Origin of the sequence: Pseudomonas sp. B15(2017) (assembly GCF_002113215.1) — a bacterium.
Lineage (GTDB): Bacteria > Pseudomonadota > Gammaproteobacteria > Pseudomonadales > Pseudomonadaceae > Aquipseudomonas.
In genome coordinates this window covers 17,919-29,908 of the sequence record NZ_NEJZ01000006.1, presented here as the reverse complement: position 1 = coordinate 29,908, position 11,990 = coordinate 17,919, and the positions used below count along the sequence as shown (strand labels likewise).

Below are 11,990 nucleotides of genomic sequence, written 5' to 3'. Positions count from 1 at the left end.
TCAGTATCTGTGCTGACTGACAAATCGCTTTCGTCGGATCGCCGCCCGGAGCAAGCTCGCTCCCACAGAAAAGCTGCCCTACAGAAGCTTAGTGAACAATCAAAACAATCCACAGAGGTTGAATCATGGCAGGCAACACCGATCGTGCAGGCAGTAAACCGTTGATCGAAAGGCGTTCGATCGACTACATCCCGGAAGCGGAAAGACACGGTCGTCTGTTCAGTCAGTTCACCCTGTGGATGGGTGCCAACCTGCAAATCACCGCGATTGTCACCGGGGCCCTGGCCGTGGTGCTGGGCGGCGATGTGTTCTGGTCGTTGATCGGTCTGCTGATCGGTCAACTGCTGGGCGGAGGGGTGATGGCGCTGCACGCGGCGCAGGGGCCGAAGCTTGGCCTGCCGCAGATGATTTCCAGCCGGGTGCAGTTCGGCGTCTACGGCGCGGCGATTCCGATCGTGCTGGTGTGCTTGATGTACCTCGGTTTCACCGCCACCGGGACCGTGCTGTCCGGCCAGGCGCTGGGCCAGTTGTTCGGGGTCAGCGACACCGTCGGCATCCTGCTGTTCGCCAGCGTCATCGTGGTGGTCACGGTGCTCGGCTATCGGGTGATTCACTGGATCGGCCGGATCGCCAGTGCCATTGGCGTGATCGCTTTCGTGTACCTGTTCAGCCGCCTGATGAGTCAGGTGGACGTCGGCGCACTTCTGGAAATCCGTCACTTCAGCTGGAGCAGTTTCCTGCTGGCGGTTTCGCTCGCAGCCTCCTGGCAGATCGCTTTCGGCCCGTATGTTGCGGACTACTCGCGCTACCTGCCGAGCAAGGTGTCTTCGGTGAAAACCTTTTTCGCCGCCGGTGCCGGTTCGGTGATCGGCGCGCAGGTGGCGATGATCCTCGGTGTGTTCGCAGCCGCTTCGGCCAACGGGCAATTCGCCGGGCATGAAGTCGCTTACATCGTCGGTCTGGGCGGGACCGGTGCCACTGCCGCGCTGCTGTATTTCAGCATCGCGTTCGGCAAGGTCACCATCTCCACCCTGAACTCCTACGGCAGCTTCATGTGCATCGCGACCATCATCAGCGGCTTCCGTGGCCACCTGACGGTCACCCGGATGCAGCGCCTGGTGTTCGTGCTGGTGATCGTCGGCGCAGCGACCCTGATTGCGCTGCTCGGCCAGCATTCGTTCCTCGGTGCGTTCAAGTCCTTCATCCTGTTCCTGCTGGCGTTCTTCACGCCGTGGAGTGCGATCAACCTGGTGGACTACTACTGCATCACCCGCGAGCGCTACGACGTACCGGCGCTGGCGGATCCGAACGGTCGCTACGGCCGCTGGAACCTCCTCGGTATCAGCGTTTATGTGTTCGGGGTGCTGGTGCAACTGCCGTTCATTTCCACCAAGTTCTATACCGGTCCATTGGTAGCGGCCCTGGGGGATGTGGATATTTCCTGGATCATCGGTCTCGTGCTGCCCGCAGCGCTGTACTACGTCTGCGCGAAAAAATGGCACGGCACCGTACCCGATCGACTGATTCTGCCCGTCGAGCAGGACAGCGTTGTACAACCTAAAACAAGCGGGGCCGGTCGCGCTGCGGCGCAGGCCTGATTTGGACGTGGACAGGGCTGGATGCCTCTTGACTGCCGTAAGCCAATTCATGATTAGGAGCGTCACAACAATGAAATCGAACAAGACCCTGCTGACCACATTGCTTTCCATGGGCCTGCTGGCCAGCGCTGGCGCGACCCAGGCCGCCGGCTGGTGCGAGTCCGGCAAACCGGTGAAATTCGCCGGCCTGAACTGGGAAAGCGGCATGCTGCTGACCGACGTTCTGCAGGTGGTGCTGGAGAAAGGTTACGACTGCAAGACCGACAGCCTGCCGGGCAACTCCATCACCATGGAAAACGCCCTGAGCAGCAACGACATCCAGATCTTTGCCGAAGAATGGGTCGGCCGCAGCGAGGTCTGGAACAAGGCCGAGAAGGCCGGCAAGGTCGTCGGTGTCGGCGCCCCGGTGGTCGGTGCAGTGGAAGGCTGGTACGTGCCGCGCTACGTGATCGAAGGCGATGCCAAGCGCAAGCTGGAAGCCAAGGCGCCGGACCTGAAAAACATCGCCGACCTGGGCAAATACGCCGCCGTCTTCAAGGACGCCGAAGAGCCTTCCAAAGGCCGCTTCTACAACTGCCCGGCCGGCTGGACCTGCGAGCTGGACAACAGCGAAATGCTGAAAAGCTACGGCCTGGAAAACAGCTACACCAACTTCCGCCCCGGCACCGGCCCGGCGCTGGATGCGGCCGTGCTGTCGAGCTACAAGCGTGGCGAGCCGATCCTGTTCTACTACTGGACACCAACCCCGCTGATGGGGCAGATCGACGCGGTGAAACTGGAAGAAAAACCGGGCGTCGACAAGACCGTGACCATCAAGGTTGGCCTGTCCAAGACCTTCCACGACGAAGCCCCGGAACTGGTGGCCGTGCTGGAAAAGGTCAACCTGCCGATCGACCTGCTGAACCAGAATCTGGGCCGCATGGCGAAGGAACGTATCGAGTCGCCAAAACTGGCGAAAATCTTCCTCAAGGAACATCCTGAGGTCTGGCATGCGTGGGTGAGTGAAGACGCTGCCAAGAAAATCGAAGCGGCGCTGTAGGTCGAATTCCTCCCGGCCAACCGAGAGGCGGGCCGGGGTATTCGCCGCAATCGCTTGATTGAGTTTCCTGATTGAGAGCCGCTTATGTTTCCCGAAAGCTTTACCTTTTCCATCGCCGACTGGGTCAACGGTTGGGTCGACGCGCTGGTCACCAACTACGGCGATGTGTTCCGCCATATCTCCGACACCCTGCTGTGGGCCATCGTCAATCTTGAAGGCCTGCTGCGCGCCGCGCCGTGGTGGTTGATGCTGGCCATCGTCGGTGTCGTGGCCTGGCACGCAACGCGCAAAGCCGTGACCACCGCCGTGATCGTCGGTCTGTTGTTCCTGGTCGGCGCTGTCGGTCTGTGGGACAAGTTGATGCAGACCCTCGCGCTGATGATGGTGGCGACGGTCATTTCGGTGCTGATCGGCGTACCGCTGGGGATTCTCTCGGCGCGCAGCAATCGCCTGCGTTCGGTGCTGATGCCGCTGCTCGACATCATGCAGACCATGCCCAGCTTCGTGTACCTGATTCCGGTGCTGATGCTGTTTGGCCTGGGCAAGGTACCGGCGATTTTCGCCACCGTGATCTACGCCGCGCCGCCGCTGATCCGCCTGACCGATCTGGGCATCCGCCAGGTCGACGGCGAAGTGATGGAAGCCATCAACGCCTTCGGCGCCAACCGCTGGCAGCAACTGTTCGGCGTGCAACTGCCACTGGCCCTGCCGAGCATCATGGCCGGGATCAACCAGACCACCATGATGGCCCTGTCGATGGTGGTGATCGCCTCGATGATCGGCGCCCGTGGCCTGGGTGAAGACGTGCTGGTGGGCATTCAGACCCTCAACGTCGGACGCGGCCTGGAAGCCGGTCTGGCGATCGTGATTCTCGCAGTGGTCATCGACCGCATTACCCAGGCTTATGGTCGGCCACGGCATGAGGTGAGCAAATGAGCAACGCAACCGTGAGCAAGATCGAAGTCAAAAACGTCTTCAAGATTTTCGGCAATCGTGCCTCGGACGCTCTGGCGATGGTCGGCCAGGGCAAGACCAAGGATCAGGTGCTGAACGAAACCGGTTGCGTGGTCGGGGTCAACGACTTGTCCCTGAGCATCGGCACCGGCGAGATCTTCGTGATCATGGGCCTGTCCGGCTCCGGCAAATCGACGCTGGTGCGCCACTTCAACCGCCTGATCGACCCGACCAGCGGCGCGATCCTGGTGGACGGCGTGGACATCCTGCAATACGACATGGAAGCCCTGCGCGAATTTCGCCGGCACAAGATCAGCATGGTGTTCCAGAGCTTCGGCCTGCTGCCGCACAAGACCGTCCTCGACAACGTTGCCTACGGCCTGAAAGTGCGCGGCGAGAGCAAGCAGCTGTGCGCCGAACGCGCGCTGCACTGGATCAACACCGTGGGCCTCAAGGGCTACGAAAACAAATACCCGCACCAGCTCTCCGGCGGCATGCGCCAACGTGTGGGCCTGGCTCGCGCCCTGGCGGCGGACACCGACATCATCCTGATGGACGAAGCGTTCAGTGCACTCGATCCGCTGATCCGCGCCGAGATGCAGGACCAGTTGCTGGAGCTGCAAAAGACCCTGCACAAGACCATCGTCTTCATCACCCACGACCTCGACGAGGCCGTGCGCATCGGTAACCGCATCGCGATTCTCAAGGACGGCCGCCTGATCCAGGTCGGTACGCCGAAAGAGATCCTGCATTCGCCGGCGGACGAATATGTCGACCGGTTCGTGCAGCGCCGGGCGGCGGTGGTTTAAAGGTTTTACGGCAGGCTCGTTCCCACGTCGAGGCGTCGAACCGTCTGCGTGGGAATGCATACCGTGACGCTCCGCGTCACCATTGCGCAGGACTCCAGTCTTGCGTTGAGAGCGGGACGCGGAGCGTCCCAAGCGGCATTCCCACGCAGAGCATGGGAACGATCAAGTCCAAGAGGTTTTAGATGTCCCAGGCTGAAAAAATCGTTATCGCCGACGCTCCGATGCGTTGGCAGGATGTGGTCGCAGTCGCCCGTCACGGCGCGCAGCTCGAGCTGTCGGCGCAGACCTGGGCGCGCATTGAAAACGCACAGGGCATCGTCCAGCGCATCGTTGCCAGCGGCGAGCGCGCCTATGGCGTGAACACCGGTCTCGGTGCGCTGTGCAACGTTTCGCTGAAAGACGAACAGCTCAGCCAGCTGTCGCGCAACACCTTGCTCAGCCATGCCTGCGGCGTCGGCCCGATACTGACCGATGAGCAGACGCGCGCGATCATGTGCTCGGCGATCCGCAACTACAGCCACGGCAAATCCGGTATTCATCGCCGGGTGGTCGAGGCGTTGCTGGCGCTGCTCAATCGCGGCATCACCCCGCAAGTGCCGTCCCAGGGTTCGGTGGGTTACCTGACCCACATGGCGCACATCGGCATCGCGCTGCTGGGCGTGGGCAATGTCAGCTATCGCGGGCAAGTGGTGTCCGCGCAGCAGGCGCTGGCCGAAGAGGGCCTGCAACCGGTGCAGCTCGGGGCGAAGGACGGTCTGTGCCTGGTCAACGGCACGCCGTGCATGACCGGCCTCGGTTGCCTGGCGATCGCCGACGCCACGCGTCTGGTGCAATGGGCGGATGTGATCGGCGCCATGAGCTTCGAAGCCCAGCGCGGCCAGATCGCCGCATTCGATGCGGAGATCATCGCGCTCAAGCCGCATCCGGGCATGCAGCAGGTCGGCGTCAATCTGCGCGCCTTGCTCGATGGCAGTGAAGTGATCGCCGCGAGCAAAGGCATTCGCACTCAGGATGCCCTGAGCATCCGCTCGATCCCGCAGGTGCATGGTGCCGCGCGCGATCAACTGGAACACGCGATCAAACAGATCGAAACCGAACTCAATGGCTGCACCGACAACCCGTTGCTGCTGGGCACGCCGGACGACTTCCGGGTGATGTCCCAGGCCAACCCGCACGGGCAATCGGTGGCGCTGGCGACGGATCTGCTGGCGATTGCGATGGCTGAAATCGGCTCGATTGCCGAGCGGCGCCTGGATCGCCTGATCAACCCGCACGTCAGCGGTCTGCCGGCGTTTCTGGTGGCCAATCCGGGGGTGAACTCCGGGATGATGATCGTGCAATACGTCGCCGCATCGCTGTGCGCGGAAAACCGCCAGTTGGCGCAACCGGCGGTGCTCGATAACTACGTCACCTCGGGCCTGCAGGAAGATCACTTGAGCATGGGTACCAACGCCGCGCTGAAGCTGCACCGCGCGCTGGAAAACTGCACGCAGATCCTCGCCATCGAATACCTGCTGGCGGCCCAGGCGTTTGAGTTCCTCAAGGAACAGCGCTTCGGCGCGGGCACCGATACCGCCTGGCGACTGCTGCGCGCAAAAGTCCCGGCCTACGATCAGGACCGCTGGCTGGCACCGGACATCGCCGCCGCCGCTCGCGTTCTGAAAGACTCGAACCTGCTGCACAACGCATTACCGAATCTGCACTGACAACTACCCATACCAGCGTGCCAAGGCGCGGATCGTCCAAAAGACGAGAGGCGACGGATAACGGAATGCTCCGGAGCGACTGGTAGTTTCTCTTTAACTAAGAGCTGAATGCCTCAAAAGGAGCATTTAAATGACTGCGCTGAACCTGATCCCCGGCCAACTGAGCCTGGCCCAACTGCGTGACGTTTATCAGAACCCGGTCAAGCTGACCCTCGACAACAGCGCCAGCGCGCAGATCGAAGCCAGCGTGGCGTGCGTCGAGCAGATCCTTGCGGAAAACCGCACCGCCTACGGCATCAACACCGGTTTCGGTCTGCTGGCCTCGACCCGTATCGCCAGCGAAGACCTGGAAAACCTCCAGCGTTCGCTGGTGCTGTCCCACGCCGCCGGCGTCGGCCAGCCGATCAGCGATGAGCTGGTGCGCCTGATCATGGTGCTCAAGGTCAACAGCCTCAGCCGTGGTTTCTCCGGCATCCGTCGGGTGGTAATCGATGCGCTGATCGCCCTGATCAACGCCGAGGTTTACCCGCACATTCCGTTGAAAGGTTCGGTCGGTGCTTCCGGTGACCTGGCACCGCTGGCGCACATGTCGCTGGTGCTGCTGGGCGAGGGCAAGGCGCGCTACAAGGGCGAGTGGATGGAAGCGACCGAAGCGCTGAAAGTCGCCGGCCTGACCCCGCTGACCCTGGCGGCGAAAGAAGGTCTGGCGTTGCTCAACGGCACACAGGTTTCCACCGCGTTTGCGCTGCGTGGTCTGTTCGAAGGTGAAGACCTGTTCGCCGGCGCGCTGGCGCTGGGCGGGCTGACGGTGGAAGCGGTGCTCGGTTCGCGTTCGCCGTTCGACGCACGCATCCACGCAGCCCGCGGCCAGAAAGGCCAGATCGACGCCGCTGCCGCTTACCGCGATCTGCTGGGCGAGCGTAGCGAAGTCTCCGACTCGCACCAGAACTGCGAAAAGGTTCAGGACCCGTATTCGCTGCGTTGCCAGCCGCAAGTCATGGGCGCGTGCCTGACCCAGTTCCGTCAGGCCGCCGAAGTGCTGGTTGTCGAAGCCAACGCCGTATCCGACAACCCGCTGGTGTTCGCGGCCGAAGGCGACGTGATTTCCGGCGGCAACTTCCACGCCGAACCAGTGGCCATGGCCGCCGACAACATGGCCCTGGCCATCGCCGAAATCGGCTCCCTCAGCGAGCGCCGTATCTCGCTGATGATGGACAAACACATGTCGCAACTGCCGCCGTTCCTGGTGGCCAACGGTGGCGTGAACTCCGGCTTCATGATCGCCCAGGTGACCGCTGCGGCCCTGGCCAGTGAAAACAAGGCGTTGTCCCATCCGCACTCGGTGGACAGCCTGCCGACTTCTGCCAACCAGGAAGACCACGTTTCGATGGCTCCGGCCGCCGGCAAGCGCCTGTGGGAAATGGCCGAGAACACGCGCGGGATTCTCGCGGTGGAATGGCTGGCGGCGGTGCAGGGGCTGGACCTGCGCAATGGTCTGAAGACCTCGGCCAAACTGGAGCAGGCCCGAGGGATTCTGCGTCGCGAAGTGCCGTTCTACGAGAAGGACCGCTTCTTCGCGCCGGACATCAATGCGGCGACTGAACTGCTGGCATCGCGGGTTCTGACCGAACTGGTTCCGGCGAAACTGCTGCCGAGCCTTTAACCCCACCACTGATCGTTCCCACGCAGAGCGTGGGAACGATCACAAGACGAGGACTTGGGATGAAAACCCTCTGGCAACACTGCCACGTCGCGACCATGGCGCAAGGCGTCTACTCGATCATCGAGGATGCGGCCATCGTGACGTCCGGTGCGCTCATCGAGTGGATCGGCCCGCGCAGCCAATTGCCGTCCGGCGAATACCCGGCGGTCAATGACCTGCAAGGCGCGTGGGTCACCCCCGGCCTGATCGACTGCCACACCCACACCGTGTTCGGCGGCAACCGCAGCGGCGAGTTCGAGAAGCGCCTGCAAGGCGTCAGCTACGCCGAGATCGCAGCGGCCGGTGGCGGCATCGCCAGCACCGTGCGCGCCACCCGTGAAGCTTCGGAAGACGAGCTGTTCGCCAGCGCCGCCAAACGCCTGAAAAGCCTGATGCGCGACGGCGTGACCACGGTCGAAATGAAATCCGGCTACGGTCTCGATCTGGCCAGCGAGCGCAAGATTTTGCGGGTCATCCGTCGCCTCGCCGCCGAGCTGCCGATCAGCGTGCGCAGCACCTGCCTGGCCGCTCACGCCTTGCCGCCGGAATACAAGGATCGCGCTGACGATTACATCGATCACATCTGCGCCGAGATGCTCCCGGCGCTGGCCGCCGAAGGCCTGGTGGATGCGGTGGATGCGTTCTGCGAATACCTGGCGTTCTCCCCGGAACAGGTCGAGCGGGTGTTCATCACCGCGCAAAAACTCGGGTTGCCGGTGAAGCTGCACGCCGAGCAATTGTCGTCGCTGCACGGCTCAAGTCTGGCCGCGCGCTATCACGCGTTGTCCGCCGATCACCTGGAGTTCATGGACGAAGCCGACGCCATCGCCATGGCCAAGTCCGATACTGTCGCGGTGTTGTTGCCGGGCGCGTTCTACTTCCTGCGTGAAACCCAGTTGCCGCCGATGGAAGCCCTGCGTAAACACAAGGTGAAAATCGCCATCGCCAGCGACCTCAATCCCGGCACTTCGCCGGCGCTGTCATTGCGCCTGATGCTGAACATGGCCTGCACCTGCTTCCGCATGACCCCGGAAGAAGCGCTGGCCGGCGCCACGATTCACGCGGCGCAAGCCCTGGGCATGGCCGAGACCCACGGTTCGCTGGAGGTTGGGAAGGTCGCGGATTTTGTCGCCTGGCAGATCGACCGCCCGGCGGATCTGGCGTACTGGCTGGGTGGCGAACTGGACAAACGCGTCGTGCGTCACGGCGTTGAATCAAGTCTGTAGGAGAGCGGTTGTGGATAAGGTTCTGAACTTCAAACAAGGTCGCGTACCGCTGCTGATCAGCATGCCCCACGCCGGTGTGCGCCTGACCCCGGCGGTCGAGGCCGGGTTGATCCCGGACGCGAAAAGCCTGCCGGACACCGACTGGCACATTCCGCAGCTTTACGATTTCGCCGCCGAACTGGGCGCCAGCACGCTGGCTGCCGAGTATTCGCGGTTCGTCATCGACCTGAACCGGCCATCCGACGACAAACCGCTGTACGCCGGCGCCACCACCGGTCTGTATCCGGCGACGCTGTTCGATGGCGTTGCGTTGTTCAAGGAAGGCAAGGAGCCGTCGAAAGAAGAACGTGCGACGTATCTGGAGCAGATCTGGACGCCGTATCACCGCACCTTGCAGCAAGAGCTGGCGCGGCTGAAGGCCGAGTTCGGTTACGCGCTGCTGTTCGATGCACACTCGATCCGCTCGATCATCCCGCACCTGTTCGACGGCAAGCTGCCGGACTTCAACCTCGGCACCTTCAATGGCGCCAGCTGCGATCCACAACTGGCCGCGCAACTGGAAGCGATCTGCGCCCGCCACGACGCTTACACCCATGTGCTGAACGGGCGCTTCAAGGGCGGCCACATCACCCGTCACTACGGCAACCCGGCCGATGACATCCACGCCGTGCAACTGGAACTGGGCCAGTGCACCTATATGGAAGAGTTCGAACCGTTCCGCTACCGCGCCGATCTGGCGGAGCCGACGCGGGTGGTGTTGAAGGAGTTGCTGCAGGGGCTGCTCGCCTGGGGCAAAAAACACTACAACTGAGTCTGCTCTGATCGTTCCCACGCTCTGCGTGGGAATGCAGCCCGTGACGCTCCGCGTCACTGGACGCGGAGCGTCCCTTGAGGCATTCCCACGCGGAGCGTGGGAACGATCTGCAGTGAGTGAGCGGTCTGGGGGCGCAGCCAAACAGTCGCCACTGTGCAAATCCCGGTCGCCACAGTTCGTTTTTCCGTCTCGTCTGCTGCGTAATGTTTCGGCCACGGTGCAAGAAGACACCGATCCGAACAATAACCCGCTGCCGCACGAGACGATCCCACATGAAAAAACTGTTCACTCGTTGTGCGTTAATCCTCACCAGCAGTGCGCTGCTCAGCGCCGGCGCCATGGCTTCCGACGATGCTTCCTGCAAAACCGTGCGCATGGGCGTGGTCAACTGGACCGACGTGATCGCCACCAGCGGCATGGCCGACGTGCTGCTCAACAGCCTCGGTTATGAAAGCAAGCAGACCAGTGCGGTGCAGCAAATCATCTTCGCCGGCATCCGCGACAAGCGTCTGGATATCTTCCTCGGCTACTGGAAACCGGCGATGGACAAGAACATCGCGCCGTTTCTCGCCGCCAATCAGGTCAAGGTCATGGACAAGCCAAGTCTGGCGGATGCCCAGGCGACGCTGGCAGTGCCGGACTACGTCGCGGCGGCCGGGCTGAAAACCTTCGGCGACATCGCGAAATTCAAGGATCAGCTCGGCGGCAAGATCTACGGCATCGAGCCCGGCAGCGGCGCCAACACCACGATCAAGACCATGATCGAAACCAACCACTTCGGCCTGAAGGATTTCAAGATCATCGAATCCGGTGAGGCCGGCATGCTCGCCGCCGTGCAACGAGCGGTGAACCGCAAGGAATTCGTGGTGTTCGTCGGCTGGACCCCGCATCCGATGAACATCAACATGAAGATCACCTACCTGACCGGCAGCGAAGACGTCTACGGTCCAAACGAGGGCGCCGCCACTGTTTCCACCGTCACCGCGCCGGACTACGCCGAGCGCTGCCCGAACGTCCATCGACTGCTGGAAAACCTGACCTTCACCGCGGCTCAGGAAAGCCAGTTGATGGTGCCGATCATGGAGCGCAAGACACCGCAGGAAGTGGCCAGGACCTGGCTGCGTGAGCATCCCGAAGACCTGCAACGCTGGCTGGCGGGTGTCAGCAGTTTCGACGGCAAGGATGGCGTGGCCACGGTTCAGGCCAGCCTGAAAAACTGATGGGCACTTATCCACTCTCGCCGTCGATGGCGGCGTTCGTCGCCAGGACCGAAGGCTTTGCCAGCGATGACAGCAGCCTCGGCGGGTTGCGCAAATCCTATGACGAGATGTGCCGCGCCTTCACGCCCGAACGGCCGGCGGGGCTGGAGGTGGTGGATTTCCAGTTGAGCGGGGTGGCGGTGCGTTCCTATCGCCCGCCCGTCCAGCCACCGGCCAGTGGCTGGCCGTGCGTTTTGTACCTGCACGGCGGCGGTTGGGTGGTCGGCGGGCTGGATTCCCACGATTTCATCTGCTGCGAGCTGGCCATGGCGCTCGGGGCGATGGTGGTCGCGGTGGATTATCGGCTGGCGCCGGAGCATCCGTTCCCGGCCGGTTTCGAGGATTGTCTGAGCGTCTGGCGCGCATTGCGCAGCGGGCCGTTCTGGTTCGATCCCGGACGGATGCTGGTGGCGGGCGACAGCGCCGGGGGCAATCTGGCGTCGGCGTTGTGCCTGGCGCTGCGCGATGCCGGCGAGCCGCTGCCGGGCGCGCAGGTCTTGATCTATCCGGGGCTGGGTGGCGACGAGCAGTTACCGTCTCGCAGCGAATGCGCCGATGGGCCGTTGCTCGCCAGCAGCGATGTCGATTGCTATCACGCCTTGTACCTGCGCGGCACTGTGAAGCCGAACGCTTATGCGATGCCGTTGCTGGCCGAGGACTTCGGTGGGTTGCCCCCGGCCTGGATCGCGGTGGCGCAGTTCGATCCGCTGCGTGACGACGGCGTGTGCTACGCCGAACGGCTGAACGCGGCGGGCGTCGACGCAACGCTGTACTACGGCGAAGGGCTGGTTCACGGCTGCCTGCGAGCGCGGCATCAGGTCGCCGAGGTCGATCGTCTCTTCGAGAACCTGCTGGGGTTCATGGCTGACAAATTGTGACAGCG

10 protein-coding genes are annotated in these 11,990 nt (G+C 62.7%); all 10 read left to right on the top strand.

Annotated elements, in window-relative coordinates:
• The first annotated feature begins 125 nt into the window (after positions 1-125).
• The 10 genes from CAF73_RS11000 to CAF73_RS10955 all read left to right on the top strand — a co-directional run bounded on the left by CAF73_RS11000 (position 126) and on the right by CAF73_RS10955 (position 11,985).
• Positions 126-1,598 (top strand): cytosine permease, encoded by a 1,473-nt coding sequence (locus CAF73_RS11000; RefSeq protein WP_085684018.1) that lies wholly within the window; start codon positions 126-128, stop codon positions 1,596-1,598.
• Between the two features lie 70 nt (positions 1,599-1,668).
• Positions 1,669-2,637, top strand: a complete 969-nt coding sequence (locus CAF73_RS10995) for an ABC transporter substrate-binding protein (protein WP_085702691.1) — start codon at positions 1,669-1,671, stop codon at positions 2,635-2,637.
• 84 nt (positions 2,638-2,721) lie between these two features.
• The gene (locus CAF73_RS10990; RefSeq protein ID WP_085698084.1) at positions 2,722-3,573 is read left to right on the top strand and encodes a proline/glycine betaine ABC transporter permease; all 852 of its coding nucleotides are present in this window, start codon (positions 2,722-2,724) and stop codon (positions 3,571-3,573) included.
• Entirely contained in the window at positions 3,570-4,400 is an 831-nt protein-coding gene (locus tag CAF73_RS10985; RefSeq protein ID WP_085684013.1) for a glycine betaine/L-proline ABC transporter ATP-binding protein, read from the top strand. The genes CAF73_RS10990 and CAF73_RS10985 overlap by 4 nt, the downstream gene beginning before the upstream one ends.
• 182 nt (positions 4,401-4,582) lie before the next feature.
• Positions 4,583-6,106, top strand: a complete 1,524-nt coding sequence (hutH, locus tag CAF73_RS10980; protein ID WP_085702690.1) for a histidine ammonia-lyase — start codon at positions 4,583-4,585, stop codon at positions 6,104-6,106.
• Positions 6,107-6,236: 130 nt separating this feature from the next.
• On the top strand, positions 6,237-7,769 hold the full coding sequence (gene hutH / locus CAF73_RS10975) for a histidine ammonia-lyase (protein ID WP_085702689.1): 1,533 nt from the start codon (positions 6,237-6,239) through the stop codon (positions 7,767-7,769).
• Positions 7,770-7,828: 59 nt separating this feature from the next.
• Positions 7,829-9,034, top strand: a complete 1,206-nt coding sequence (hutI, locus tag CAF73_RS10970; RefSeq protein WP_085702688.1) for an imidazolonepropionase — start codon at positions 7,829-7,831, stop codon at positions 9,032-9,034.
• 10 nt (positions 9,035-9,044) lie between these two features.
• Complete coding sequence (gene hutG, locus CAF73_RS10965) at positions 9,045-9,845, top strand: N-formylglutamate deformylase (protein WP_085702687.1); 801 nt, start codon at positions 9,045-9,047, stop codon at positions 9,843-9,845.
• Positions 9,846-10,120: 275 nt separating this feature from the next.
• Positions 10,121-11,068 carry a choline ABC transporter substrate-binding protein gene (locus tag CAF73_RS10960; protein WP_085702686.1) on the top strand — a complete coding sequence of 316 codons (948 nt, stop codon included), beginning with the start codon at positions 10,121-10,123 and terminating at the stop codon, positions 11,066-11,068.
• Positions 11,068-11,985, top strand: a complete 918-nt coding sequence (locus tag CAF73_RS10955; RefSeq protein ID WP_085702685.1) for an alpha/beta hydrolase — start codon at positions 11,068-11,070, stop codon at positions 11,983-11,985. The genes CAF73_RS10960 and CAF73_RS10955 overlap by 1 nt, the downstream gene beginning before the upstream one ends.
• Positions 11,986-11,990 lie beyond the last annotated feature (5 nt).

What these genes read in the sequence shown, in the direction of transcription:
- CAF73_RS10955 (WP_085702685.1), top strand. Translation starts at nt 11,068, where the DNA reads ATGGGCACTTATCCACTCTCGCCGTCGATGGCGGCGTTCGTCGCCAGG.
- CAF73_RS11000 (WP_085684018.1), top strand. Translation starts at nt 126, where the DNA reads ATGGCAGGCAACACCGATCGTGCAGGCAGTAAACCGTTGATCGAAAGG.
- hutH (WP_085702689.1), top strand. Translation starts at nt 6,237, where the DNA reads ATGACTGCGCTGAACCTGATCCCCGGCCAACTGAGCCTGGCCCAACTG.
- CAF73_RS10985 (WP_085684013.1), top strand. Translation starts at nt 3,570, where the DNA reads ATGAGCAACGCAACCGTGAGCAAGATCGAAGTCAAAAACGTCTTCAAG.
- hutI (WP_085702688.1), top strand. Translation starts at nt 7,829, where the DNA reads ATGAAAACCCTCTGGCAACACTGCCACGTCGCGACCATGGCGCAAGGC.
- hutH (WP_085702690.1), top strand. Translation starts at nt 4,583, where the DNA reads ATGTCCCAGGCTGAAAAAATCGTTATCGCCGACGCTCCGATGCGTTGG.
- CAF73_RS10990 (WP_085698084.1), top strand. Translation starts at nt 2,722, where the DNA reads ATGTTTCCCGAAAGCTTTACCTTTTCCATCGCCGACTGGGTCAACGGT.
- CAF73_RS10960 (WP_085702686.1), top strand. Translation starts at nt 10,121, where the DNA reads ATGAAAAAACTGTTCACTCGTTGTGCGTTAATCCTCACCAGCAGTGCG.
- CAF73_RS10995 (WP_085702691.1), top strand. Translation starts at nt 1,669, where the DNA reads ATGAAATCGAACAAGACCCTGCTGACCACATTGCTTTCCATGGGCCTG.